Genomic DNA, 24,298 nt, shown 5'->3' on the forward strand with positions numbered 1-24,298 from the left:
AGCGTGGCTTGCCCGCGAAGAGGCCCAAACACTCACCGCAGATCCCAGCCATGGAAACGCCGATGATTAATATTGCGAGGGGCCAGACAAAAGAAAATGCCTATCACCCCCCAATACTCCACCTATTAGCTGACTGCTTTATAGGCGTCTAACCTTATTGGAGCGCTGGCGTTAGCTGGCCGGTTGAGACTTGATAAAAGATACGAATGAGTCAGAAGCGTACTAGGCTTGCCGTGGGCCACCGTGCTGGCAACTCGATTGCTGCTCTCCAGACTTCCCGCGTGACCACGACGATCAATTGATCGAACTGCTGGCCCTGCAGCCTATGTCATTGATTTCGCTCGTCGCTATTGCGCGCCCACCCCGGGCCGGATAGCCGGATGAATACGACCAAAGGTAGCGCACACATGGCAAATGAATCGAAATGCCCGTTCAATCACGCCGCCGCGGGCGGTGGTACGACAAACCGCGATTGGTGGCCGAACCAACTGAATCTGAAGATCCTGCACCAGAATTCGCGGCTGTCCGACCCCACGGATGAGGGCTACAACTACGCCGAAGCGTTCAAAAACCTGGACTTTCAGGCGCTCAAGCAAGACCTGAACGCGCTGATGACCGATTCGCAAGACTGGTGGCCGGCAGACTTCGGTCACTATGGGCCGCTGTTTATTCGCATGGCCTGGCACAGCGCCGGCACGTACCGCACCGGTGACGGTCGTGGCGGTGCCGGTTCCGGTCAGCAGCGCTTCGCACCACTCAACAGTTGGCCGGACAACGTCAGCCTCGACAAGGCGCGCCGGCTGCTTTGGCCGATCAAGCAAAAGTATGGTCGCAACATCTCCTGGGCCGACCTGATCGTGCTCACCGGTAACGTCGCGCTGGAATCCATGGGCTTCAAGACCTTCGGCTTTTCCGGCGGTCGGCCAGACGTTTGGGAACCGGATGAGGCCGTCTACTGGGGCTCGGAAAACAAGTGGCTGGGCGGCGACACCCGCTATGAAAAAGACAAAAAGGAACCCATGCAAGAACCCGGCGAAGGCCCACTCGTTGCTGAGCCGGGGGAAAATGAGGACAGCCGTACCGACGGAGGACGCAACCTGGAGAACCCGCTCGCCGCGGTGCAAATGGGCCTGATTTACGTCAACCCGGAAGGCCCGGAAGGCAACCCCGATCCGGTCGCTGCTGCGGTGGACATCCGCGAGACCTTCGGGCGCATGGCGATGAATGACGAAGAAACCGTGGCGCTGATCGCCGGCGGCCACGCCTTCGGCAAGACCCACGGCGCCGGCCCTGCCGACAACGTCGGTGCCGAGCCCGAAGCCGCTGGCCTCGAAGCTCAAGGCCTGGGCTGGAAGAGCACCTTCGGCAGCGGCAAGGGCGGCGACACCATCACCAGCGGCCTGGAAGTGACCTGGACCACCACACCCACCAAGTGGAGCAACAACTACCTGGAAAACCTGTTCGGTTTCGAGTGGGAACTGACCAAGAGCCCGGCGGGCGCCCACCAGTGGACGGCGAAAGGCGGTGCTGGTGCGGGCATTATTCCGGATGCTCACGACCCGTCGAAGCGGCGTAATCCGACCATGCTGACCACGGACCTGTCCCTGCGATTCGACCCGATCTATGAGCCGATTTCACGGCGCTTCCTGGCGAACCCGGACCAGTTGGCCGACGCATTCGCCCGCGCCTGGTTCAAGCTCCTCCACCGCGACATGGGCCCTATCTCCCGCTACCTCGGCCCGGAAATGCCCAACGAAGAACTGCTGTGGCAAGACCCGATTCCGGAGGTCGACCATGCCCTGGTCAACGACAGCGACGTCGCCGCACTCAAAGGCAAACTTCTTGCCTCGGGCCTGACCGTCTCGCAACTGGTCTCGACCGCCTGGGCGGCAGCCTCCACCTTCCGCGGCTCTGACAAACGCGGCGGCGCCAACGGCGGACGTCTGCGTCTGGCCCCGCAGAAATCCTGGCAGGCCAACCAGCCTGAGCAACTGGCGAGCGTACTGGCGAAACTCGAGAGCATCCAGAACGAGTTCAACAGCGGCGGCAAGAAAATCTCGCTGGCAGACCTGATCGTGCTGGCCGGTTGTGCCGGTGTCGAACAGGCGGCGAAAAATGCTGGCTACACCGTGACGGTGCCGTTCACACCGGGACGGATGGACGCCTCGCAAGAACAAACGGACGTCGAATCCTTCGGGTTCCTCGAACCCGCCGCCGATGGCTTCCGTAACTACCTCAAATCCCGCTACAGCGTACCGGCCGAGGCCTTACTGATCGACAAGGCGCAACTGCTGACACTCACCGCGCCAGAAATGACCGCGCTCATTGGTGGGATGCGCGTGCTCAATACCAACGTCGGACAAACCCAGCATGGCGTCTTCACCAAACAGCCAGAAGCGTTGACCAACGACTTCTTCAAAAACCTGCTCGATATGAGCGTGGAATGGAAACCAGTATCGGAGGCCAATGAAGAGTTTGAAGGACGCGATCGGAAAACCGGCGACCTTAAATGGACCGGTACGCGTGTTGATCTGGTGTTTGGCTCGAATGCGCAGTTGAGGGCATTGGCTGAGGTCTATGCCTGCGACGATGCGAAGGAGAAGTTTGTGAAAGACTTCGTCGCGGCTTGGGACAAGGTGATGAATCTGGATCGGTTTGATTTGAGATGATCTGAGCAATATTGCTGAAAACCCGCAACGCCTCCCTGTGTGGAGGCGTTGTGGTTTTTGGTGATCTATCGGCCAGAAGCTGCCCCTCAGGCAGCCATTTGCAGGATTTAGTGCGTCAGAATTTTCGATAGCACATGCTCCAACACCACTTCCAGTGGGTGGCGCAGTTGCCTGTTGGCGAGACGCTTTACCTGACTGCGACAAGAGCAACCCGTTGCCAGTGCTTCTCCCGTCTTGTCCAGCTTACCGGCCCATGACTGCTCAAAAATGGTTTGCGAGGTGTCCTGATTGCGTGCTTCATGGCCGTAGGTACCGGACATGCCACAACAGCCAGTCGCCTCAGTCACCAACTTGAGTCCAAGCCGGGCAAACACTGCTTCCCATTGCGAAGTACTGGCCGGCACATTGGTCTTCTCGGTGCAGTGCGCCAACAAACGGAATGTCTGAGTCGCGGGATTCGGGTTGTCAGGCAACACATCGAAGAGCCATTCCTGGGGTAGCAAAACCTTTGGGCAATCATTGAGCCCCGGAACTTTCTGGTATTCCTGGCGGTAGACCAGCGTCATCGCCGGATCCAGACCCACCAGCGGTACCTCGCAGTCAGCTAGCGCCTTGAGTTGACTGGCGTTACGGATCGCCGCTTTGGCGAATGCGCCGAGGAAGCCTTGTACATGCAAAGGCTTGCCGTTGGCACTATAGGGCGCCAGAAACACGCGATAGCCCAACTGATGCGCCAACTGGATAAAGCTCGCCAGCAACGGGGTTTCGAAGTAACGCGTGAACGCGTCCTGCACCAACACCACGCTGCGCTGACGTTGCGCGACGGTGAGCTCGCGCAGGGCTGGCACGCTGGCGACAACGACCTTGCAGCGGGTCAACGTGGCCTGCAAGTCGTAACGGTTGATTAGCGGGCTGTCGAGCATGCCAACGTGTCGCTCAAGCAAGCGGCTCATCCATTTTGAGCCCATTACCGCGTTGTACAGGCCCGGCGCGTAGGCCATATAAGGAATGGTGAACTCCAGCGAGCCGATCAGGTAATCGCGAAGCGGACGTTGATAGCGACCGTGATAGAGCTCCAGAAAACGCGATCGGAATTCCGGGACATTGACCTTGACCGGGCATTGTCCGGCACAGGATTTACAGGCCAGACAGCCCGCCATCGCGTCGTACACCTCATGGGAGAAATCCGCCTCGCCGCGCGAGCGCGCCAGGTTATTGCGTACCCTCGTTGGCAACCCGCTCAACCACGACAACTTGCCCCGCGCCGCTTCCAATACATCAATATTGGCCGCGCCTTGCAGGCGCAACCATTCGCGAATCAATGACGCCCTGCCCTTTGGCGAATGCTGGCGTTCACGGGTGGCTTTCCACGATGGGCACATCGCATCGTCGGGGTCGTAGTTGTAGCAAGCGCCGTTACCGTTGCAGTGCACAGCGGTGCCGAAACTTTGCCAGACACGCTCGTCGATTTGCCGATCCAGCTCGCCGCGCAACGTCACTTCGTTAACTTTGAGCAAGCCTTGGGCGGCATCCGGCGGAGTGCAGATCTTGCCAGGGTTGAGCTGATTGTGTGGATCGAACGCGCCCTTGAGCGATTGCAGCGCCGGGTACAGCTCGCCAAAAAACGCAGGGACATATTCCGAACGCAATCCCTTGCCGTGCTCGCCCCACAGCAGGCCACCATAACGCCGGGTCAGCTCGGCCACGGCATCGGAAATCGGCTTGACCAGCGCGGCCTGGGCCGGGTCTTTCATGTCCAGCGCCGGGCGCACATGCAACACACCCGCGTCGACGTGACCGAACATGCCATAGGCCAGGCCATGGCTGTCGAGCAAGGCACGGAACTCAGCAATGTAGTCGGCCAGTTTCTCCGGCGGCACGGCGGTGTCTTCCACAAACGGTTGCGGACGAATCTCGCCCTCAACGTTGCCCAGTAGCCCGACCGAACGTTTACGCATGGCGTATACACGGGTCACTGCCTTGGCACCTTCGGCCAACGTGTGGCCCAACCGCTCGATCGTCGTGTCGGCCTGCAGATGCTCCACGAACGACGCCACGCGAGCGTTCACTTGCGTCAGGTCTTCCCCGCTGAACTCCACCAGATTGATGCCCAGCGTCGCGCGCTCGGCGTCCGTCGGGAAATACTCGGCGACGCTGTGCCAGACAATGTCTTTCATTGCCAGCATCAACACTTTGGAGTCCACGGTTTCGATGGACAGCGGCTTGTGCGCCAACAGCGCGTTGGCGTCGCGCAGCGCATCCATGAAGCTGCCGTAGCGTACGTTCACCAACACCGAATACTTGGGAATCGGCAGCACGTTGAGCTTGGCTTCGACGATGTAGCCCAACGATCCTTCCGCACCGCACAGCACGCTATTGAGGTTGAAGCGTCCGTGCTCGTCACGCAGGTGCGCCAAGTCGTAACCCGTCAGGCAGCGGTTGAGTTTGGGGAACACCGACTCGATCAGGTCAGCCTGGGTTTCCTGAATGTGCCGCGCGGTGCGGTACACCTCGCCGATGCGGCCGGGCTGCGTACACACCGCCTCCAGCTCCGCGTCGGACAGAGGCTGGCTGTGCAGACGCTCACCACCGAGCAATACGCTGTGCAGTTCCAGAACATGATCGCGGGTCTTGCCATAGGTGCAGCTGCCTTGGCCGCTGGCGTCAGTGTTAATCATGCCGCCCACGGTGGCGCGGTTGGAGGTCGACAGCTCCGGGGCGAAAAACAATCCATGAGGCTTGAGCGCAGCATTCAGCTGGTCCTTGACCACGCCCGCCTGCACCCGCACCCAACGCTCGGCGACGTTGATTTCGAGGACAGTGTTCATGTGCCGCGACAGGTCGACCACGATGCCATCGGTCAATGACTGGCCGTTGGTCCCGGTGCCGCCGCCTCGTGGGGTCAGCTTGATCTGGCGAAAGCGTGGTTCGGCCATCAATGTCGCGATGCGCACGATATCGTCCGCGTCGAGGGGGAACACCGCCGCTTGCGGCAGTCGCTGGTAAATCGAGTTGTCGGTCGCCAGCACGGTCCGAGTGGCATAGTCGGCGCTGAGCTGACCGCGGAAGCCGCTGGCGCGCAGGGCTTGCAGAAATTCCGGGTACTGTGCCGCGGGTTCAACGGTCGTCAACTGGGCGATCATCGCAGGATGGTCTCTTGTAGGTCTAATCACGGAAAAATCAAAACACTTGTCGCCTGAGCATTAATAGGTCAGCCTCAGATCGTCGGCTGCACCAATGATCCTGCAGGTTCTGGTGCCAGACAAACGGATAATCCTGCCGCTATCGATGACTTTTACGAATGAATTACCGCCACCTCACCCCCTCGATGTCGTTGCTGCTGGCCTTTGAAGCCGCCGCCCGACATGAAAGCTACACCCGCGCCGCGATGGAACTCTCGCTGACCCAAAGCGCAGTCAGCCGCCAAGTCCAGGCGCTGGAGCAGCAACTGGGCCTGACGCTGTTTCGCCGTGAAGGCCGGCAGGTGCAGTTGACCGATGTCGGTCGTCTTTATCAGCGGGAAATGAGCGAAGCACTCGGACGCATCCGCAGCGCCACGTTGCAGGCCATGGCTTATCAATCAGGCAGCGGCACGTTGCGCCTGGCCACATTGCCGACCTTCGGCTCGAAGTGGTTATTGCCGCGCCTTCATGATTTCTACAAAACCCATCCCGGCATGCTGGTGCACATCAATTCCCGGATCGACGCCATTGACTTTGAAACCAGCGGCATCGATGCCGCGATCGTCGTCAGCAATGCCGACTTACCGGGCTTGATCAGCCATCGCCTGCATACAGAAGAACTGATGGTGATCATTTCTCCACAAGCGGCCAAGGCCCATGACGCCTGGACCCCGGAGCGCATTGGCGGGCAGACGCTGCTCAACGTAGCGAATAATCCCAACGTCTGGGGCGAGTGGTTCAGCCACCACGGCTTGCCCCATCGAATGATGCGCCTGGGGCCGAGTTTCGAACTCACCTCACACTTGATCCAGGCCGTCAGAGCCGGCATCGGAATAGGTCTGGTGCCTCGTATTCTGGTGGCCGACGAATTGGCCAACTCAGAGCTGATCAGCCTGGACCAGCCCTTCGCCAGTCAGCGCAGTTACTACCTGACCTACCCGCCGCGCAACGAAATGCTGCCGTCACTGATCGCGTTTCGTACCTGGTTGCTGGAACAGATATGAACGCGCGCATGAGCAACCAACCTCTCCTTACACCGGAGAAATCGTGGCAAGCGCACCAATCAAAATGGTCAACACCAGAAATCCGCCCAGGAAAAATGCCATCTTGCCCATGGGGCCTCCTACGTTATGAGTTTGCGGTGCAGCGGCTACCGCGACTGCTGACCGTGCTGTCATTGTGAGCCGGAGGCTGATCCCATTACAGATGCAGATAGCCTGGAAAAATACGGATCAGACCGACGCCGAGCCCGAACAACCCCCGAATTTCCTGTGGCTTTACATCCCGGTAGAGAACTCTGGCGGGTGTTCGATTGCAGGTCGTATGGTGCGTAAAGCTGCATCGTATTGACAAAGTATTTGCAGAGCCCAGTCGGCACGTGTCCGAATGCGACTATCACTTTCATCTGAAGGCTCTTCGCTGTTTAACATCGACTCTACGTTTCTGATGATGAGTTGTTCAGGCAAATACAGGATCCGGCTATTTTTGTAGCTCGATGCGCGTAACTCAGCAATTGGGTAGGCACCCCCGAGTCCTGCCGAAACGCCCACCAACAGCGCAGGCTTATGTCCAAGTTCACCGAGCCCTGCGTACAAAAAGAAGTTTTTCAGGGCTGGGCAAGCCATGCCATTCCACTCAGGGCTGATCACGATCAGTGCCGTCGCTTTTTTGAGGATGGATTGCTGGGCACTCCAGACTCTGTCGGTGTCTTCTTCTGGCCAAAGCGGTAGCCGACTGGAAGCAAGGTCTATCAGTTCGCTTGAGTCACACAGCTCAAGTTTCTCTAATCGGTCGCGCAGATACCTGGCGACCTTGATTGACTGACTGTTTGATCTGTTCGATCCAGACAGCAGAACGATATGACGACTCATCGCGCCACCTTCTGGTTAGCGTTTACCTTGGGTGCGGAACGGCGGGAACGCACGATGGGCCAGAACAATTCTTCTTTCCAGCTTATCGGTGGCAAGTGTTCGATTCCGTAGGCTGGCGGACGCCGACGGGTGATTTTTGCGGTTCCGAACAGTACGTCCCAAAGAAATAACAGGTTGCCGAAATTGCCTTTGTAATGGGTAACGCCGTCCTCGGCAGTCAAACCGTGATGCGCAGAGTGAGTGGCTGGTGTAGAGAAGGTTCGCTCCAAAACCCAAACAAGTGGGCGTAACGTGGGGATGCGATAAAGTTTGTCGTCCCACGCAATGCTGCTGTGTGCAGCGAAGATCACGGTCATTTTCAGAATCAAATAAACGTAATAAATGGGTGCAAGACCAAGATATATCAGCATGCCAGACAGCCAAATGCCGGGCATTAGAAGGTAGTAAAAGCTGTTATTTCGATAAACAATTCGAACACTCATGTAAGGCGCGGAATGATGCGCACGATGCAATGCATAAAGCGCGGGAACCCGGTGAGTCAGGCGATGCCACCAATATTGGGTCATGTCATCCAGCAGTAAAAACAATACAAATCCTGCAATCCACGGGATTCCAGCCAACGCGCCTTTCATCTCCGGTACAGCCTGACTTAGTATCTTGCCACTTAGCCACATGACTAAAGGAAATGTGACCGCCACCAGTATGCCGGAGCCGACGACTTCAATGAGTACGTCACGCTTACCGCCTGACGACTGACGAAACGAGGAGCAGGCAAGCTCTAGCAAAATGAAGGCAAGGAAAATCCCGGCCACGATTACAGCAGGGTTATTGGCGAGCATTGTTATATTCATGGCACTCTCGATTTAGGCCCTTGCGGGCAATGCCATGTCATTAGAAACCCAGGAGTCCGCCCTCCCAATGCGCGAAATGGACAGAATTGAGCTAGAACCGGCCAATCGCCCGCCCCAGCGCTTTCATCGAGGCAGGCTGGGCCAAGTGCTGGAGCGCTTTCTTGACAGCCAGGTTTCCCGAAAAAGCACGGATTACAGCCTGATCGAACTGGATCAGCTTTGGCGCGAGGCGGCGCGCATTGATCCGGCGATCGGGTTAAAACTGTTCGCCCTGTTCACGCCTCAGGACTGGCACGTCCTGGCTTATCTTTGCCTGTATAGCCCCGACGTTTTGTCGTCCATGCACCTTTGGGCCCGCTACGCACCGCTTGCATCGGACACCGACAATGTGAGGTTGGTGAATGACGAAAACGGCGTCGGAATCGAGTTGTGCGTCGATGCGCCAGGAGAGTTGGCGCGGTATGTCATCGAGCATTACGGCGTGATGTCCATCGCGCAATTGCGACGTGGAACGGGGCAGGATGTGCAGCCGATTCTGGCAAAATTCATGCATTCGCGTCCGTCGTATTACAAGCAATACACCCAGTGGTTTGGAGACCGCATCGAGTTTGACTGCCCGGTTAACCGCTTCTATTTCCATGCGCAAAGCTTGAGCCTGCCAATGCAAACCCGTCATCACGGGATGTTGGAGTTATTGACTCAGGAACTGGATCGACGGATTGCCGCGCATCGCAACTTCAGCGGTTGGTCAGCCAAGGTTGCCGAAGGTGCGCGACGATCTCTGGCGAGAGGTGAAACTCCGAATCTGGACGATCTGGCAAAGGCGCTGCACCAGACGCCCAGAACATTACGCAGACGCCTGGAAGAGCAAGGCACAACCTTCAGGCAATTACTCGATCAGGTTCGTGCAGAACTGGAACTGCATCTTGAGTTGCAAGGCGAGTCGTTGACGGAGATTGCAGCTCAATTGGGGTACAGCGATTTGACTGCCTATCTCCATGCCCGAAGTCGATGGCGGGACGCTAAATAATTGGCATCTGCGACACCGCTGAAAATCAAAAGATCGCAGGCTTCGCCAGCTCCTACGCCGACCGGATGCTCCCCTGAGGTACGCCATCTCCGTAGGAGCTGCCGCAGGCTGCGATCTTTTGTAACCATTCGATCATTAGCGTATCGACTATCCGATCGGCATAGTCTTCATTGGGGTAGGAACCTTCCGATTTTTTCCATGGGCCTCTGAGAGGTCTTCGGCCAATATGAACCCTCTGCTCGGCTAGCCGTCAGGGGTTATTTGGTTTTGGAAGGTCATATGAAAATTGTTAAAGGGACATTGTTCGTCATCCTTATCGTTGCCTTGGCCATCGGGGCGTTTAATTTGATATTCGTGGCAGCGTCTAGCTACTTTGGGCCGTTCTACGAGGGTGATGCGGACCAAAGCCGGAACTTTGCAATTTGGCTTTTGGGTAATGTAGGGGTTGGGTTGCTTTCGGTTGTTATGGGTGTTGTTTTGTATCGGCGATATCTACGCAGGGCACCTGTTTGAATGAACAACTTCGGCACCGATGGTGGTGAGCGACCGATGCCCCTCGTGCTGTTGCCCACCTGATAGAAAACTAGTTGCCCCGCCCGCCACCAAACGACCATTCATCTGCCGCGGTAGTGGTAATCACCACCATGACGTCCTCAGAGTCGATGCCTGGCGCTCGGCTCAGTCTCTCGACCAAGGTGCGATAGAAACGCTGTTTCGTCTCGATGTCTCGAGGGCGACCGGCAGTAATTGCGATCAGCACAAAGTCATGGCTGCGCGGACCGCCCAGGTAGCCGGGATCAAATATCAGTTCGCCCACTTCATGTTGGTGAATGACCTGGAACCGGTCGGCCATCGGCACTTCGAAGCTTTCTACCAACGCGTCGTGCAGCCCCTGTGAGAGGGCCTGTAAATACTCGGCAGACTTTCCCCGGTGCAATGAAATACGTGCAAATGGCATAACGGTCTACTCCTGAAAAACCCACTGACAGGAGAAAACTATCAAGTCGCGACAATTCCGAATATCCGATTTAATGGCGACCATAGTCCTGAATGAGTGGATGATTCGATGCGCCGTCCGACCTTCGATCTTGATGTGCTGCGTACTTTCGTGACCGGTGTGGAATTCAACAGCTTTGCCAAAGCGGCGGATCGGCTCAATCGCTCGACGTCTGCCGTGAGCGCACAACTCAAGAAGCTTGAGGAACAGATAGGCGCGCCAGTGCTGTCCAAATCCGGTCGAGGGCTGGTGTTGACGCCGGTGGGTGAGTCCCTGCTCAGCCATGCCCGCCAACTGCTTGAAATGAACGACAGCATTTTCCAGACCCTGCACGAAAGCCAGACCGCCGCAACGGTACGCCTGGGGCTGCAGGAAGACTTTGGCGAACACTTTCTCAGCGACATCCTGCGACGCTACGTCAAGATGTACCCGAAGGTGAGCCTCGAAGTTAGGATTGCGCGTAATACCGAACTGCTTGCGTTGATCGACAGCGGTGGCCTGGACCTGGCCCTGACTTGGGACACAGGGCACAAGTCCCCTTATGCCACGCGCCTGGGTGAAACGCAGATGCACTGGATCGGGCCTCGTGACACGCCATCGCTCAACTGCTCTGTAGATTCTCCCCTGCCATTGATCATGTTCGACGCCCCTTGCGTGTTGCGCAGCGCGGCAACCCAGGCACTGGATGAGGCGCGGATCCCTTGGCGAATCGCGCTGACCAGCCCCAGCGTTGCTGGAGTCTGGGCGGCCGTTGCTGCCGGTTTGGGCCTCACGTTGCGAACCCGCATTGGGCTGCCAGGACATCTCGCCGTCATTGCCGGTCTGCCCACACTGCAGACCCTCGGCTATGTGCTTTATCGTGGAGCAGAACACCTGGCGCCTGCCACCCGACAACTGGCTGCGTTGATACAAACCAGCCTGGAAGAGCAGGCGTTCAGTATCACTGCAGGCGCCTCCGTTTGATGCGGCCTAAAGCAAGTCGCCCAAGGTGTCGTACTTGTAATACTGGCTGTAATTCAGCACATCTCGAGGCGTCACCTTTTCCGGGAAAGGGCTGTACATCGGGTCATCAATCCGATGGAACTTGAGCGTATCCGGGGCATTTCCCGCCGGTACGTATGCTGCGGCGGGATGTTTCGCTTGCCATGCCGCCCAGAGCCGGTCGACGTTGCAATGATGTAGAAAGAACACTGGGTCGTTCGGCGAGGACGACAACCCCATGTCTCCACCGACCCACACATGAACGTTGTTATGAATGCGTTCTTCGCCCGCCCATCCCTCGATGCTATTGCGCGCACCACCGGTGGATTGCGCCGCGTTGTAGGGTGCTTTGTCATACACCGGATTTTCATGGATGACCTTGCGCACATTGGCTCGGCTGGGCAGCGACCCACCTCTTCCCAGATAACGCACCAGGGGGCGGTTTACCCCGTCGAGTTCCATGGTGCGGCCATTACCCGTCAATCGCACCCGCCACTTCCCATTCACGAACTGTCCAAGGTACTCATCCGACCAGATGAGTGAAGTTCTCGGGTCCTGAAGTTCCGCGTCAGTATTCCAATCCCAGTACGGGACTCGAAAGTGCGGGTCGTTTATCGCCTTGCGAATCAAGGTTTCCAGCCGCACGAGGAAGTAGCGATGCCACGGCAAGAATGATGGCCCGCCATGCGCAGCGTTCCTGGCCATCTGTCCAGCAGGCGTTGAAATCATCATGGCCCGGTGGTGCCAGGCCACGAAGGAGTCATAAATCGAGAGGTTGGCCTGCCCGGGCCAGGGATTCTGAGCGGGGTCCTTGAGGCGCTTTACCCCTTCAACGTATTTCTTAAGCGCCGGGAGATCATTGACAGCATTAGACCTGATCATGATGTGCTCCGTGGGCATGGTGGCCGGGCTGCTCTCCCCCATCGCCATTGCCCTTGGCGAAGGATTCTGGATAGGCATCGATCACGGCTGTCATCAAGTCGAGAGCCGATCCGTAAGTGACGAATGGGGTGGCGTGCGTATGGACCTGGCCCGCATCGTCCACAAACAGATGCGCCTGGACCGGAGCCCCATCAACCTCCACCTGGTAGGTGGTGACGATCCGGACAACGTGCCCTTTGTGGTTAATCTCGCGAACCGTCCTGGCTTCATGTCCTGCATGCGGGTCCACGTACTCAGGGAACTGCGCCTTGATCCACGCAGGGTGCGTTTTGTCAGGGTCGGTGATGGATATCTCTGCGAGAGCACCTATGTCAGGCGGGCTCAATAGCACGTTGGGGTTTGTGCCCGCTGGTTCGGGGCTGGAGACGTTCTTCCGTGTCATGATTCCTCCTGGAGTGTGCCCTCGGACGATTGTCCAGATTGGCTGGAGGAAGTGTAGTTGGTCGCTGGCAGGCATGCCGCTGAACCCATCCGCCGGGCGGACTCGCTGTGGATTCCCCCGGCAGGCGCGTGAGGATGTCCTTTAAGTAAGCATACGGATCATGCCCATTGAGCTTTGCTGATTGGATCAGGCTCATGATTCACTTTTGCAGACGCATTCCCATCTCGTGAGCATTGAGTGCACCCTAACGATTAAGTTAACAGGTGAGCAAAAGCGTAGCTTTTGCGAGTCCAGTGAGCGAAGCGAGCGGTGTTGAGCGCCTTGTTAGGCGTATTCAACGGAATGTTCCATTTAAAAATTTTCTGCCTCGGGCGCACGGAAGGCCTTACTGTAGTAGCCAGACTGGTCGAAACAGCAAACCTGCTTCTTGCCGGATGCAAGCATATCGCAGGCATCACCAATTCGTTTTGCGCGCGTCTTAAGTTGCTTGGCTGAAGTAATCCAGTGTATCCAGTCTACTCGTGCGATGGTCGTCGTATTGTTCCAAACTTTACGAGCCTCAGGAGCGGCTGCCAGTGCGTCCTGAAAATCTGGTGGGATGTCAGGCTCGGGTTCCTTCTTCACAGGGGTTAGCTCTAGTGTAACGACATCCCCAACGGCCGCGCCTGCGGCTTCGTGTAACTCTCTACTTACCTGCAGCCAATGGCTCAGCTGACCATCCGGCTCAAGGGTTGCCTGGAAATGGTGCCCATTGATTGTACCTTCAACTGTCGTCCTTCCTCGTCTCGGAAGCTGTTCACTCGCGTCTCTTGGCAGTACTACGAACGCCCACGACGTATCATTACCAGGCTTTGCCGGACGAAGAAGCTTTGCTTCGAATCGGGATTTCACATCGATTGTTGTCATTGCAACTCCTCAGGGAGAAACGAGACATGGATGACGCCAAGCTCAGCTACGGTAAAGATTCAGTGCAGAAGGTCGACGCTAACTATTTGCCACTAGTCTGTCCAGCGGCTGCTATCGGTCGATTAAAAGTCATTGGCTAATCGTTCCGCTTTGCACATCACCGCAAACCCGTAGCCGTTGGCAAGCTCTCTAGCGCGAAGCGGTGATCCCTTTGTTCATCCGTGATTTAACGGTATGTTGAAGTCCTCAACTCAAGGACGACCCATGGCCATCCACGCACCCACCCCCACGCAAAAACACTTGGCAGTGTTAATCGACGCCGACAATGCCCCCGCAGCAATTGTCGAAGGTTTATTCGAAGAAATCGCCAAGTACGGTGTCGCCAACGTCAAGCGGATCTATGGCGACTGGACTGGCCCTCAGTTGGGTGGATGGAAAAAGGTGCTACTCGACCATTCGATACAGCCTATCCAACAGTTCGCGTACACCAAAGGTAAGAACGCAACAGACAGTGCCTTGATCATCGACGCAATGGATCTGCTGTACACCCGACGCTTCGACGGTTTCTGCCTGGTTTCGAGCGACAGTGACTTCACCCGCCTCGCTTCGCGGTTACGAGAAGAAGGTTTGACGGTCTACGGATTTGGTGAAGAAAAAACCCCGAGACCGTTCGTGTCGGCCTGCGACAAGTTCATCTATACCGAATTGCTGCGCGGTGAAGTGCTTGTTGCTGCAAGCAATGGACATGGTCGACCCGAACCTGAGCCACCCGCCGAAATCGAGGCCGTCAAAGTCGCCAGTACGCCCGAAGTAAAAAAGCTACCCAAGGCACCAGTAAGTTTCATCGCAAAAATCCTGGATGACATTGCCGACGAGGACGGCTGGGCTCACTTGGGTGCGCTGGGCACCAACATCAGCAAATTGAGACCTGAGTTCGACCCTCGCACCCATGGTTATAAAAAGCTCAGTGAGTTGATCAAGGGGTATCCGGATACGTTTGAACTGCAAACTAGAGGAACGTCGGGAGTGGGTGGTTCAATACTCTATGCCCGGCACCGACAGCCGAGCTCGTAGCCCCCCGTCACCAAGGGCCGCAATCGACAAAGCAGACGGTGGCGTGTCTACGAAATCAGGGGCGATTCAAAAGGCCCTGCTCTAGAATGCCCCCCAGATGAGCGTGGATCGCTGGTCAAGTATTCACTCAAAGGATGAACACGATGGGCCGCACCAACCATATAGGCTAGGGGTGATCGGCTCATTCGTCATCGACCGCTTTTGGCCTTCCGGTTGTCTGTCCGCAATCCAAGATGTCTTGAAACGCACGGGGCCCCACAATCAGTCCCACGCGGTGGCAACAAGTGTTCCGCTCACCAGCAGGCCAGATGTCTCTCGATCAACCTCGCCACCTCGGCTGCGTGAGTAAAGCCCAGACTGTGATCGGCGCCAGGGAAAACGTGTAGTTCCGCGCGGGGTAACAGTTGAGCAAGGCGCTGGCCGACGCGAACGGGGCTGATCAGATCAGAATCTCCCCAGAGGAGCAGGACTGGCATGCGCAACTCGACCAACCGGAGCGTGAGGTCGGTGCGGTCGTCGAGAAACCACCTCGGCAGTGTCGGGTTGGCGGCAGCAAAATCCGGGTGCCAGTCATGCGCGTCCAGAGCAGACATATCCACCCCGCCAGAGGTGACGGTCAGCGTCAGGTGCGTGATCAGCTCAGGGCGTTCAAGCGCTGCAAGCACAGCGACTATACCGCCCATGGACTGCGCCACCAGCGCTGTGGGCCGGTCGATCTCGGCCAGCACGCGAGTCACCAGATCATCCATGCCGGTCACGCTAGGCAAGGGCGGAGTGTCTCCAAAGCCGGGCCAGCCGATATGGACCTGCTGCGCCGGGTGGGCCAGGCGCTCAGCAACCGGATACCAAAACCGGGTGTTACCTGAGGCTCCGGGCAGGAAGAGGAGTTTGGCGGGGGATGCAATCACAGGTTCGGTCCTTGAAGTTGGGATTGAAGGAGTAAGCAGAGGGCAAAATGGATGCCGCAAGGTTTGATGACCACTTCGGAACGAGAGCCGCCGGTAGTGAAGGGCCGCTCGCGCCCCAAAGCAGACGGCGGCAACAGGCAGAAATCGGCTAAACGTAGACATTCATTCGTGTCGGCCAAAAACGAAATGAACCTACGATTGAACAGATAATGATGCGGTCATCTTCGCGTGACATACCGCCAGAATTTCATCCGCCAGCGCCGAGTCGTCAGGACAGGCGCGCGATAACATGATCGCACCGACCGCGCGCGCCAGCAGGTCGATCATTTTCTCCCTGGCCTCACCCACTGGCGCATCCGGCCCGGTCGGGTATTTTTCGCCGAGAGTTTGCAGCATGCGCTCAATGCCCTCAGCGAATGCTGACTTCAAATCGCCGGACTGACGCGCAGCGTCGCCGCACAACGCCGCCATGGTGCAACCCGTGGCGCGCCCGTCGCGATGATCCCTGGACACATACACATCGATGAAATCCTTGATGCTCAGTGTTTCAGCGCTGATCAGCGATTGCGCAAGGCTGTTGGCCGAGGCCTCAGCCATCAAGTCGGCCTTCGAACCGAAATGTTTGTAGAAACCGCCATGGGTGAAACCGGCAGCGGCCATCAAGTCGGCCACGCCGACGCCGTCAAAACCGCGTTCGCGAAACATGACCGAGGCCGTTTCGACGATGTGTTCCCGATTTGCCTGGGCCTGGGCCTTGGTCACTCGCATGTTCGATACCTCGTTACCGCTTGGGAATTCATGGGTTGATGATACATAGATGTTGCCCATAATCAAAATTGTTGACAGTTTAGATTTCGATCATCATCCTAAATGCCAGCAATATGAAATTTACCAACGGGCACGGAACAAGCACCCATGAGCGACCAGAATCTGTTTACCCCTTACACGCTTGGCACGCTGAAATTGTCAAACCGTGTGGTTCTCGCCCCGCTGACGCGCAATCGCGCAGGCAAAGGCTTTGTACCGAGTGAGTTTGCTGCTGCCTATTACAGCCAGCGAGCCAGCGCGGGTTTGCTGATTTCCGAAGCCTCACAGATATCCCGGCAGGGACAGGGCTATCAGGACACGCCAGGCATTTACACACCGGCTCAGATAGAGGGATGGCGCAAGGTGACCGATGCCGTGCACGCCAAGGGCGGGAGAATTTTCCTGCAACTGTGGCATGTGGGCCGTGTTTCCCACGTCGATCTGCAACAGCACGGCGCGGCGCCGGTAGCCCCTTCCGCGCTTCGTCCCGCGACCAAAGTGTTCGTCAACAACCGCTTCGAGGACGTTTCCGAGCCGCGAGCATTGGAAGCTGACGAACTGCCGGGCATCGTCAACGATTTCCGCCAAGCGGCGGCAAACGCCATTGCGGCAGGCTTCGATGGCGTGGAAATCCATGGTGCAAACGGCTATTTGCTGGATCAGTTCATCAAGGACGGCGCCAACCTGCGTACTGATGCCTACGGCGGCTCAATCGCAAACCGTGCGCGTCTGCTGCTGGAAGTGACGGCTGCCGTGGCCGCCGAGATTGGTGCTGATCGCACGGGCATTCGCCTTTCGCCTGTCTCGCCGGCCAATGGTGTATCGAGCACTGATCCACAGGCTCAGTTCGATTACATCGTCGACCAACTCAATGCTATGGACATCGTTTATCTGCACGTCGTCGAAGGCGCGACCGGTGGACCCCGCGACGTGGCGCCCTTTGATTTCGACGCCTTGCGCCAGCGCTTCAAGAACACCTACATCGCCAACAACGGCTATGACCTGGGCCTGGCTACGGAACGCCTTGCGCATGACAAGGCCGACCTGATCGCCTTTGGCCGTCCTTTTATCAGCAACCCTGATCTGGTGGAGCGGCTCAAGACCGGTGCGCCACTGTCCGCCTTTGACCCTTCCACACTCTACGGCGGCGGTGCGGCGGGATACATCGACTACCCGACGCTTGCCGAATCCAGCGCTGTCGCGAACCAGGCACAAGCTGATCGGGCCTGATTTTGATCGTGCATCCATCCCCATTCATGTTCCCGAAAAAAGAGCTGACATCATGACTACTCGCCCTACCGTTCTCATCACTGGCGCTTCCACTGGCATCGGCGCGGTTTACGCCGAGCGTTTCGCCCAACGCGGGCATGATCTGGTGTTGGTCGCCCGCGACCACTCGCGCCTGGAAACACTCGCCGCAAAGTTGCGTGGCGAACACAACGTCGCCATTGAAGTACTTCAGGCCGACCTGACTCAACTCAGCGACCTGCACACCGTCGAAGCGCGCCTGCGGGATGACGCGCGCATCGGCATCCTCGTCAACAATGCCGGTGCCGCGCAGTCAGGCACCTTCATCGAGCAAAGCACCGACAGCGTTGCGCAACTGGTGGCCCTCAACACCACTGCGCTGGTGCGACTCGCCAGCGCCATCGCGCCACGCCTGGCCAAAGCAGGTGAAGGCGCGATCATCAACATTGGTTCGGTGGTGGGTCTGGCGCCTGAGTTCGGCATGTCGGTCTATGGGGCGACCAAGGCGTTTGTGCTGTTCCTTTCCCAAGGCCTGAGTCTGGAACTTTCGCCTCAGGGTGTTTATGTGCAAGCCGTACTGCCCGCCGCCACCCGCACGGAGATTTGGGATCGCGCCGGTATCGACATCAACACCTTGAGCGAAATCATGGAAGTGGGTGATCTGGTCGATGCCGCACTGGTTGGCTTCGACCGTCGCGAACCGGTGACCATTCCTCCGTTGCAAGAAGGCGAGCGCTGGGATGCCCTGCAAACCGCACGTCAGGGTCTTTTGTCGCAGATCAAACAGTCCGCCGTGGCGCAACGCTATTTGACTCAAGTCTGAACCCTGTCGAGCAGGTCGGCCTCGCCCGCAATCGGACGGCATAAACATGACTCTTTTGGCTAGAAGCAATCATCCAGGTTCGCAGTCGTCATTTATCAACGCGGCGAACCAGTCGGTTCTGGTTGGCGGGATACCTTTCGCCTATCGTGATCTGGGACCCAGAACGCAGGTCCCGCTGGTCATGTTCAACCATTGGGGGGCAGTGCTGGATAACTTTGACCCCAGGATCATTGACGGTCTGGCAAAAAAACGGCGTGTCATCACCACCGATTACCGCGGTATCGGTGGCTCGGGCGGCGCCGCGCCATTGACCGTCGGTGAGATGGCTGACGATGCCATCGGCTTTATTCGTGCGTTGGGTTTGGACAAGGTTGACCTGCTCGGCTTTTCACTCGGCGGCTTCGTCGCTCAAGACATCGCCCTGAAAGCTCCCGAACGCGTGCGCAGGCTGATTCTCACCGGAACCGGACCGGCCGGCGGCACAGGCATCGACAACGTCGGCTCGGTGACCTGGCCGTTAATGATCAAGGGTCTGCTGACGCTACGAGATCCCAAGTTCTACCTGTTCTTTACCACCACGGCCAACGGACAACGCGCCGCGTCCAAGTATTTGCAACGATTGAAAGAGCGCCGGCAAGACCGGGACAAAGGCCCGACACCCCGCGCGTTTTTACGGCAATTGAAAGCCATTACTGCGTGGGGCAAGCAGGCGCCGCAAGAACTCGGTCGCCTGCGTATGCCGACGCTGATAGCCAACGGGGACAACGACATCATGGTGCCCACGGTCAACTCGCTTGAGCTGGCAAAGCGAATCTCCAACGCGCAACTGATCATTTACCAGGACGCCGGGCACGGCAGCATTTTCCAGCACCATACCGATTTCGTGGCCAAGGCTTTGGCGTTCCTCGACGCCTGACAGCCTGAACGTCTCATCGCATCAACGTTGCCGGGGCCGCGCCCCATTCTCATTCCACCGACAAGAGCAGCTGCAACATGAAGGCATTTTTTATCGACCGCTACGGCAAGCAGAACGGAATGATTGGCGAAGTGCCCGACCCTGCGGTCGGTGTGCATGACGTTCTGATCCAGGTGCATGCAACGAGCGTGAACCCGTTGGACTCGAAGATCAGAACCGGGGAATTCAAACTGATCCTGCCCTATTCATTTCCATTGGTATTGGGCAATGACCTGGCGGGTGTGGTCGTTCGCACGGGCTCGGCGGTGAAGCGATTCAAGCCAGGAGACGAAGTCTATGCACGCCCTCCCGAGGATCGGATCGGGACGTTTGCCGAACTGATCGCCGTGAACGAAAACGCGCTCGCGCTGAAACCCTCGAACCTTGACATGGCCGAAGCGGCGTCCGTCCCCTTGGCCGTCTTGACGGCCTGGCAGGCGCTGGTTGAGACCGCCCAGGTGAAAAAAGGCCAGAAGGTGTTGATTCATGCCGGATCCGGCGGTGTCGGCACGTTTGCCATCCAGCTCGCCAAACACCTCGGCGCCTTCGTTGCGACGACCACCAGTACGGCGAATGTCGAATGGGTGAAGGCGCTCGGGGCAGATGTGGTCATCGATTACAAACAGCAGGATTTTGCAAACGAGTTGCGCGATTTCGACGTGGTGTTGAACAGCCTCGGCGCCGATGTACTGGAGAAATCGGTCAAGGTTCTCAAGCCCGGCGGACAGCTCATTTCCCTCTCCGGACCACCGACAGCAGAATTTGCCCAAGAGCAAGGCTTGTCCTGGATGCTACGGCAAGTCATGCGCCTGCTGAGCAGCGGTATTCGTAGAAAAGCCCGCAAGCATGGGGTGAGCTATGCATTTTTGTTTATGCGTGCCGACGGGGTACAACTGCAAAAAATCACCTCGCTTATCGAAGCTGGCGTCATCAAACCGGTCATCGATCGTTCCTTCCCTTTTGAATCGACTGCAGAGGCGTTGCGGTACGTCGAGCAGGGCAGATCAAAAGGCAAAGTCACCATAACAATCAAATAAGCGCACTATAAAAAATGTCCGTAGATAACGAGCATGCCGCCAAGTATCAAATTCCAGCGCCTGAACCAGAGGAGCAGCCACCGCACAACAGACACACGCAGGAGCAGTTGCAACCGGAAGTCGCACCTCTAGAAAAGCCGATGATCATTTGGCGTAGCTTGTTGCTTGAGCAGTAACGAGAAATGGTTGAAACCACAACCCATTGCAGACATTGGCAATGGTGGTTTACCGCGGCTCGTCCAAGTGGAGCGACAATTGCCGGTATCTGCTTTTGACGAGCGCGAAACTGAAGCGTTAAAGGCCCTAAAAATCGGTAATTGTCGTACCGGCAATGGTCTCGGCGAACTCTAAGCCGAAGACCCGTGCCGGGGTTTCGAAGCCGGGTCGTCGATCACCACCCAGCACCCGACGAGCAGCCTCCACCGCTGCCAAAGGTGTGTAGCTATAGCCGTTCACGGTCTCTATTACTGATCGCACAACCGTGCCGTCAGCGCCCACCACTTCAGCCACTGCACGGGCACGATGACGATCACGCTCTTGAATGCCTGGGCCGTCCGGGAGCTGTGACAGATCCCCTTCCGGGAAGGCTTCGCCGGCAATATGCACAAACATGGCAATGTTCGGGATGGCGGTGGAACGCCAACCGGTGACCAGGTCACCGAATGATAGCGGGGCACACAATGCCGGGCCCTGGCCAAAATCGAAGTGTCGCGGTTGCGCATCCGGTGTTGCTACAAGCAGTCCATTCTCTCGCGCCATAAGACCCGCACCAATGATCTCACTGACACTCATAGCCGATCCCCGTGACATTGAGCCTGCGACCTGAAGCGCAACTCTCAACGCTTGCGGATTCTGCACGCGGCGAGCGACATGCATCGCCAGACAGTCTGTCGGCACCACGTCCCAGCCAACCCCAGGCAGCAACATGACCCCGGCCTCCGCAGCTTGGGCTCCCAACCGTTCGGCCAGCCGATAGACATTGATCTCAGCCGTGATATCCAGATAGTCGACCCCGGCCTTGATGCAAGCGAGCATCAAGTGCTGCGCCGTTTGAGCGAAAGGCCCGGCAAAATTCAGAAGTACGCCGACCCCTTCCAACGCTTCTGCCGCCAGGGCATCAAGGCTAAACACTCGATACGAGACATCAAGTTGCTTAGCGAGTGACTCCAGCTTTTCGGCAGTTCGCCCAGCGATAACAACGTCCAGCCCCAATGCTTTGGCATGCTCGGCAGCCATGCGACCTGTATAGCCTGTCGCGCCGTAGATCATTAATTTATTCATTGCGCGTGCTGCCAGTTTTTGTAAACAAATTCGAGACTGTAGCCGTCCGGGTCAAGGACATTGGCGGCGTAATAGTTGGGGTCGTAATGCAGTCGTGCGCCTGGAGCGCCGTTGTCGATTGCACCATGCTCCATGGCGGCTGCGTAGGCGGCATTAACTTCAGCCTTGCTGTGCGCCACGAAGCCAACATGCGCCGCGCGGCCTTCCACCACACCTTCGCGCAACCAGAAAAATACCCGACCATTGGCGCCAAAGCCCTTGAGATCCGGATGGCCTGGTGGACCGTTCTTGCCGTCGTAATCGAGCCGTCCGGTGATGCCGAGCGGAGCCAGCGCTGCGGTATAGAAATGAATGGAACGTTCAACGTCACTGACTGAGATAAAAATATGATCAAGCATTGCGGATGCCTCGCTTTCAAAGGGTGATTCAAATGAAATATCCGCCCGAGACCTCAATGGTTTGGGCATTGATCCAACTACCTTCTTCAGACAGCAACATAGCGATAACACGAGCGACGTCCTGCGCTTCACCCACTCGGCCAAGGGCTGTTTGCGAGGCGAGTAATGTCTCGAATTCCTCGTTTAAACCGCCACCCAAATCTGTACGAATCGCGCCCGGCGAGACTGAATTGGCACGGATGCGCCGAGGACCAAGCTCTTTGGCCATATAACGAGTAAGCACATCGAGTCCACCCTTGAAGGCCGCATAAGGTGCGACACCCGCCGTGGCCACGCGTGTTGTGGCGCTGGTCAAGTTGACGATACTCGCGCCCTCTTCCATCAACGGCAGCAAAGCCTGGGTCAGAAAAAATGGCCCCTTGAGGTGGACGTTCAACAAGCCGTCAAACTGCGCCTCAGTAACCGTATCCAAGGGGTTGAACAAACCATGGCCGCCGTTGTTCACCAAACCGCCGAGGGTGGTCACTCCCCAAGTTGCCTGTAAGGTGCGTTGAACCGCTTCGCGAAAACTGCCGAAACGGCTTATGTCGGCAACGTCGAGTTCAAGCGCCACCGCCTTGCCACCCGATGCCAGGATGCGCTCGACAACAGATGCTGCCGAGTGAGAATCGCTCTTGTAGGTCAGAATGACGCCCATGCCACGCCGGGCGCAGTGCTCGGCGGTACTGGCGCCGATGCCCCGGCTGCCACCTGTAATAACGACAACGCTCATAAGGTGCTCCAATGTCACTGAAATGAGTCATTACAGTAACCATTGCCTTCGCCGTGAACGCAGCCGTTCCTACTCGAATCCTGCCTGTTTCTGCTTTTTGCTTGCGTGAGTGCATCTGCCTGAGTTCAGATGCCGCTTATGACGAACCCACTGAAAGAACTACGGGCTTTAGCTGCGCAAGCCGAAAATCGTCGCACGGAGACGGGCATCCCGCGTGTGGCCATGGTGCAGGGTGAAATTCCTGAGCATTTGCTGGCGGCGGTTTACGAGCCGATGATCAACCTGATCCTGCAAGGCAGTAAATCGATGACCATCGCAGACCGTACGCTGCGCTACGATCCGGCGACGTATTTTGTGATGTCCATTGAATTGCCAGCAGTAGGCCAAGTACACCCCGGCACCCACGGTGAGCCTTACCTCGCTGTCAGCCTGACGCTCGATCCGACAGTACTGGCAACCTTGTTAGCCGATCTTCCAAAACCCGGCGGGCAATACGACAAGAATGCGGGCTTCTCGGTAGCCCCGGTCACACCTGATTTGATGGATGCCTGGTTACGTTTATTGCGCTTGATGAACCGGCCCGAAGACATCGCGGCGCTGGCGCCTGTCTACGAGCGTGAGATTCTGTATCGTGTTCTGCAAGGCCCCCATGGCTGGATGCTGCGTGACATCGCGGCCCCCGATAGCGCCATGGCTCGGGTCAGTCTGGCCATCCAGTACATTCGTCGTGACTTCGCTGAATCCATACGGGTGGAGACACTGGCGCAACACGCTGCGATGAGCGTTTCAGCCTTCCACCGTCACTTCAAAGCCGTCACTGCATTGAGCCCGTTGCAATATCAGAAAAGGGTTCGCCTGCTTCAGGCGCGGACGCTGATGGTCGCCAACGCCAAAAGTGTCACCCATGCGGCGTTTGAAGTCGGTTATGAAAGTGCTACGCAATTTAGTCGCGATTACGCACGCGTGTTTGGCTTACCGCCAGCGCGAGATACTGCAAGAATTCTTGGGGAAACCCGAGGCGAGAAAAGGTAGGCCGATTTACTGTTTAGCAATTGAATTACCAAGTCTTAACGCGCCTGGAAAACGAGTTGATTCAATGGGCATCAAAAATTGACTGTGTGTGCCGACACGATGGCTGATATCTTTCCCGCGCACCAAATCGCGTCCAGTCGACGCTGATCCCA

General features: G+C 57.3%; 23 protein-coding genes and 1 pseudogene. 11 read left to right on the top strand and 13 right to left on the bottom strand.

Annotated features, from left to right (window positions below; all coding sequences use genetic code 11):
- The first annotated feature begins 380 nt into the window (after positions 1-380).
- Positions 381-2,669: a catalase/peroxidase HPI gene (katG, locus tag JFU11_RS12925; protein ID WP_201060803.1), complete on the top strand. Its 2,289-nt coding sequence runs from the start codon at positions 381-383 to the stop codon at positions 2,667-2,669.
- A gap of 107 nt (positions 2,670-2,776) precedes the next feature.
- On the opposite strand, the gene JFU11_RS12930 is transcribed toward katG, so the two are convergent.
- Complete coding sequence (locus tag JFU11_RS12930) at positions 2,777-5,812, bottom strand: FAD-binding and (Fe-S)-binding domain-containing protein (RefSeq protein ID WP_201060804.1); 3,036 nt, start codon at positions 5,810-5,812, stop codon at positions 2,777-2,779.
- A 158-nt stretch (positions 5,813-5,970) separates the two neighbouring features.
- Between JFU11_RS12930 and JFU11_RS12935 the strand changes: the two genes are divergently transcribed.
- Positions 5,971-6,855 carry a LysR substrate-binding domain-containing protein gene (locus JFU11_RS12935; RefSeq protein ID WP_201060805.1) on the top strand — a complete coding sequence of 295 codons (885 nt, stop codon included), beginning with the start codon at positions 5,971-5,973 and terminating at the stop codon, positions 6,853-6,855.
- A 273-nt stretch (positions 6,856-7,128) separates the two neighbouring features.
- Here JFU11_RS12935 and JFU11_RS12940 read toward each other — a convergent pair whose 3' ends face one another.
- Positions 7,129-7,722: an NAD(P)H-dependent oxidoreductase gene (locus JFU11_RS12940; protein WP_123722206.1), complete on the bottom strand. Its 594-nt coding sequence runs from the start codon at positions 7,720-7,722 to the stop codon at positions 7,129-7,131.
- Positions 7,719-8,573 (bottom strand): sterol desaturase family protein, encoded by an 855-nt coding sequence (locus tag JFU11_RS12945; RefSeq protein WP_201060806.1) that lies wholly within the window; start codon positions 8,571-8,573, stop codon positions 7,719-7,721. The genes JFU11_RS12940 and JFU11_RS12945 overlap by 4 nt, the downstream gene beginning before the upstream one ends.
- A 67-nt stretch (positions 8,574-8,640) precedes the next feature.
- On the opposite strand from JFU11_RS12945, the gene JFU11_RS12950 reads away from it, so the two are divergent.
- Both JFU11_RS12950 and JFU11_RS12955 read left to right on the top strand, forming a co-directional pair.
- The gene (locus JFU11_RS12950) at positions 8,641-9,603 is read left to right on the top strand and encodes an AraC family transcriptional regulator ligand-binding domain-containing protein (protein WP_201060807.1); all 963 of its coding nucleotides are present in this window, start codon (positions 8,641-8,643) and stop codon (positions 9,601-9,603) included.
- 279 nt (positions 9,604-9,882) lie between these two features.
- Positions 9,883-10,116 (top strand): hypothetical protein, encoded by a 234-nt coding sequence (locus JFU11_RS12955; protein ID WP_123722203.1) that lies wholly within the window; start codon positions 9,883-9,885, stop codon positions 10,114-10,116.
- Between the two features lie 70 nt (positions 10,117-10,186).
- Here the strand turns inward: JFU11_RS12955 and JFU11_RS12960 are convergent, their stop codons facing one another.
- Positions 10,187-10,561, bottom strand: coding sequence for a tautomerase family protein (locus JFU11_RS12960; RefSeq protein WP_123722202.1), 375 nt, complete (start codon positions 10,559-10,561; stop codon positions 10,187-10,189).
- A 108-nt stretch (positions 10,562-10,669) separates the two neighbouring features.
- Here JFU11_RS12960 and JFU11_RS12965 point away from each other — a divergent pair, with 108 nt between their 5' ends.
- Positions 10,670-11,563, top strand: coding sequence for a LysR substrate-binding domain-containing protein (locus JFU11_RS12965; RefSeq protein ID WP_201060808.1), 894 nt, complete (start codon positions 10,670-10,672; stop codon positions 11,561-11,563).
- Positions 11,564-11,569: 6 nt separating this feature from the next.
- Here the strand turns inward: JFU11_RS12965 and JFU11_RS12970 are convergent, their stop codons facing one another.
- The 4 genes and pseudogenes from JFU11_RS12970 to JFU11_RS12985 form a co-directional block, all read right to left on the bottom strand.
- A complete protein-coding gene (locus tag JFU11_RS12970; RefSeq protein ID WP_123722200.1) occupies positions 11,570-12,463 on the bottom strand; it encodes a tyrosinase family protein in 894 nt (297 codons plus the stop codon).
- Positions 12,450-12,905: a hypothetical protein gene (locus tag JFU11_RS12975; protein WP_123722199.1), complete on the bottom strand. Its 456-nt coding sequence runs from the start codon at positions 12,903-12,905 to the stop codon at positions 12,450-12,452. Before JFU11_RS12975 ends, JFU11_RS12970 begins: the two co-directional genes overlap by 14 nt.
- 112 nt (positions 12,906-13,017) lie before the next feature.
- Positions 13,018-13,104, bottom strand: a pseudogene (locus tag JFU11_RS12980) (transposase domain-containing protein); the annotation flags it as partial.
- A gap of 152 nt (positions 13,105-13,256) precedes the next feature.
- Positions 13,257-13,811 (bottom strand): YdeI/OmpD-associated family protein, encoded by a 555-nt coding sequence (locus tag JFU11_RS12985; protein ID WP_201060809.1) that lies wholly within the window; start codon positions 13,809-13,811, stop codon positions 13,257-13,259.
- A 264-nt stretch (positions 13,812-14,075) separates the two neighbouring features.
- Here JFU11_RS12985 and JFU11_RS12990 point away from each other — a divergent pair, with 264 nt between their 5' ends.
- A complete protein-coding gene (locus tag JFU11_RS12990) occupies positions 14,076-14,885 on the top strand; it encodes an NYN domain-containing protein (RefSeq protein ID WP_095060553.1) in 810 nt (269 codons plus the stop codon).
- Positions 14,886-15,178: 293 nt separating this feature from the next.
- Here the strand turns inward: JFU11_RS12990 and JFU11_RS12995 are convergent, their stop codons facing one another.
- Positions 15,179-15,955 carry an alpha/beta fold hydrolase gene (locus tag JFU11_RS12995; protein ID WP_242483603.1) on the bottom strand — a complete coding sequence of 259 codons (777 nt, stop codon included), beginning with the start codon at positions 15,953-15,955 and terminating at the stop codon, positions 15,179-15,181.
- 30 nt (positions 15,956-15,985) lie between these two features.
- Positions 15,986-16,561, bottom strand: coding sequence for a TetR family transcriptional regulator (locus tag JFU11_RS13000; protein WP_123722195.1), 576 nt, complete (start codon positions 16,559-16,561; stop codon positions 15,986-15,988).
- Positions 16,562-16,708: 147 nt separating this feature from the next.
- Between JFU11_RS13000 and JFU11_RS13005 the strand changes: the two genes are divergently transcribed.
- From JFU11_RS13005 to JFU11_RS13020, 4 genes are all read left to right on the top strand, one after another.
- Complete coding sequence (locus JFU11_RS13005; RefSeq protein ID WP_123722194.1) at positions 16,709-17,830, top strand: alkene reductase; 1,122 nt, start codon at positions 16,709-16,711, stop codon at positions 17,828-17,830.
- A gap of 52 nt (positions 17,831-17,882) precedes the next feature.
- Complete coding sequence (locus JFU11_RS13010) at positions 17,883-18,671, top strand: SDR family oxidoreductase (protein WP_201060811.1); 789 nt, start codon at positions 17,883-17,885, stop codon at positions 18,669-18,671.
- Positions 18,672-18,717: 46 nt separating this feature from the next.
- Positions 18,718-19,587, top strand: coding sequence for an alpha/beta hydrolase (locus tag JFU11_RS13015; protein ID WP_201121303.1), 870 nt, complete (start codon positions 18,718-18,720; stop codon positions 19,585-19,587).
- A gap of 77 nt (positions 19,588-19,664) precedes the next feature.
- Positions 19,665-20,663 (top strand): NADP-dependent oxidoreductase, encoded by a 999-nt coding sequence (locus JFU11_RS13020; RefSeq protein WP_201060813.1) that lies wholly within the window; start codon positions 19,665-19,667, stop codon positions 20,661-20,663.
- A gap of 303 nt (positions 20,664-20,966) precedes the next feature.
- Here JFU11_RS13020 and JFU11_RS13025 read toward each other — a convergent pair whose 3' ends face one another.
- Genes JFU11_RS13025 through JFU11_RS13035 form a run of 3 tightly spaced genes read right to left on the bottom strand, consistent with a single transcriptional unit; the run spans position 20,967 to position 23,114 of the window.
- Positions 20,967-21,944 carry a saccharopine dehydrogenase NADP-binding domain-containing protein gene (locus JFU11_RS13025; RefSeq protein WP_201060814.1) on the bottom strand — a complete coding sequence of 326 codons (978 nt, stop codon included), beginning with the start codon at positions 21,942-21,944 and terminating at the stop codon, positions 20,967-20,969.
- Positions 21,941-22,342, bottom strand: a complete 402-nt coding sequence (locus JFU11_RS13030) for a VOC family protein (protein ID WP_123722189.1) — start codon at positions 22,340-22,342, stop codon at positions 21,941-21,943. Before JFU11_RS13030 ends, JFU11_RS13025 begins: the two co-directional genes overlap by 4 nt.
- 28 nt (positions 22,343-22,370) lie before the next feature.
- Positions 22,371-23,114 (bottom strand): SDR family oxidoreductase, encoded by a 744-nt coding sequence (locus JFU11_RS13035; protein WP_201060816.1) that lies wholly within the window; start codon positions 23,112-23,114, stop codon positions 22,371-22,373.
- A 138-nt stretch (positions 23,115-23,252) separates the two neighbouring features.
- Between JFU11_RS13035 and JFU11_RS13040 the strand changes: the two genes are divergently transcribed.
- Positions 23,253-24,146, top strand: a complete 894-nt coding sequence (locus tag JFU11_RS13040) for an AraC family transcriptional regulator (protein ID WP_201060817.1) — start codon at positions 23,253-23,255, stop codon at positions 24,144-24,146.
- Positions 24,147-24,298: the final 152 nt, after the last annotated feature.

Source organism: Pseudomonas sp. TH37, assembly GCF_016650735.1.
Lineage (GTDB): Bacteria > Pseudomonadota > Gammaproteobacteria > Pseudomonadales > Pseudomonadaceae > Aquipseudomonas > Aquipseudomonas farris.

What these genes read in the sequence shown, in the direction of transcription:
- JFU11_RS13040 (WP_201060817.1), top strand. Translation starts at nt 23,253, where the DNA reads ATGACGAACCCACTGAAAGAACTACGGGCTTTAGCTGCGCAAGCCGAA.
- JFU11_RS12995 (WP_242483603.1), bottom strand. Translation starts at nt 15,955, where the DNA reads ATGTCTACGTTTAGCCGATTTCTGCCTGTTGCCGCCGTCTGCTTTGGG.
- JFU11_RS12935 (WP_201060805.1), top strand. Translation starts at nt 5,971, where the DNA reads ATGAATTACCGCCACCTCACCCCCTCGATGTCGTTGCTGCTGGCCTTT.
- JFU11_RS12965 (WP_201060808.1), top strand. Translation starts at nt 10,670, where the DNA reads ATGCGCCGTCCGACCTTCGATCTTGATGTGCTGCGTACTTTCGTGACC.
- JFU11_RS12985 (WP_201060809.1), bottom strand. Translation starts at nt 13,811, where the DNA reads ATGACAACAATCGATGTGAAATCCCGATTCGAAGCAAAGCTTCTTCGT.
- JFU11_RS12990 (WP_095060553.1), top strand. Translation starts at nt 14,076, where the DNA reads ATGGCCATCCACGCACCCACCCCCACGCAAAAACACTTGGCAGTGTTA.
- JFU11_RS13005 (WP_123722194.1), top strand. Translation starts at nt 16,709, where the DNA reads ATGAGCGACCAGAATCTGTTTACCCCTTACACGCTTGGCACGCTGAAA.
- JFU11_RS13035 (WP_201060816.1), bottom strand. Translation starts at nt 23,114, where the DNA reads ATGAGCGTTGTCGTTATTACAGGTGGCAGCCGGGGCATCGGCGCCAGT.
- JFU11_RS12960 (WP_123722202.1), bottom strand. Translation starts at nt 10,561, where the DNA reads ATGCCATTTGCACGTATTTCATTGCACCGGGGAAAGTCTGCCGAGTAT.
- JFU11_RS13030 (WP_123722189.1), bottom strand. Translation starts at nt 22,342, where the DNA reads ATGCTTGATCATATTTTTATCTCAGTCAGTGACGTTGAACGTTCCATT.
- JFU11_RS13025 (WP_201060814.1), bottom strand. Translation starts at nt 21,944, where the DNA reads ATGAATAAATTAATGATCTACGGCGCGACAGGCTATACAGGTCGCATG.
- JFU11_RS12975 (WP_123722199.1), bottom strand. Translation starts at nt 12,905, where the DNA reads ATGACACGGAAGAACGTCTCCAGCCCCGAACCAGCGGGCACAAACCCC.
- JFU11_RS13010 (WP_201060811.1), top strand. Translation starts at nt 17,883, where the DNA reads ATGACTACTCGCCCTACCGTTCTCATCACTGGCGCTTCCACTGGCATC.
- JFU11_RS12930 (WP_201060804.1), bottom strand. Translation starts at nt 5,812, where the DNA reads ATGATCGCCCAGTTGACGACCGTTGAACCCGCGGCACAGTACCCGGAA.
- JFU11_RS12955 (WP_123722203.1), top strand. Translation starts at nt 9,883, where the DNA reads ATGAAAATTGTTAAAGGGACATTGTTCGTCATCCTTATCGTTGCCTTG.
- katG (WP_201060803.1), top strand. Translation starts at nt 381, where the DNA reads ATGAATACGACCAAAGGTAGCGCACACATGGCAAATGAATCGAAATGC.
- JFU11_RS12945 (WP_201060806.1), bottom strand. Translation starts at nt 8,573, where the DNA reads ATGAATATAACAATGCTCGCCAATAACCCTGCTGTAATCGTGGCCGGG.
- JFU11_RS13015 (WP_201121303.1), top strand. Translation starts at nt 18,718, where the DNA reads ATGACTCTTTTGGCTAGAAGCAATCATCCAGGTTCGCAGTCGTCATTT.
- JFU11_RS12940 (WP_123722206.1), bottom strand. Translation starts at nt 7,722, where the DNA reads ATGAGTCGTCATATCGTTCTGCTGTCTGGATCGAACAGATCAAACAGT.
- JFU11_RS13000 (WP_123722195.1), bottom strand. Translation starts at nt 16,561, where the DNA reads ATGCGAGTGACCAAGGCCCAGGCCCAGGCAAATCGGGAACACATCGTC.
- JFU11_RS12950 (WP_201060807.1), top strand. Translation starts at nt 8,641, where the DNA reads ATGCGCGAAATGGACAGAATTGAGCTAGAACCGGCCAATCGCCCGCCC.
- JFU11_RS12970 (WP_123722200.1), bottom strand. Translation starts at nt 12,463, where the DNA reads ATGATCAGGTCTAATGCTGTCAATGATCTCCCGGCGCTTAAGAAATAC.
- JFU11_RS13020 (WP_201060813.1), top strand. Translation starts at nt 19,665, where the DNA reads ATGAAGGCATTTTTTATCGACCGCTACGGCAAGCAGAACGGAATGATT.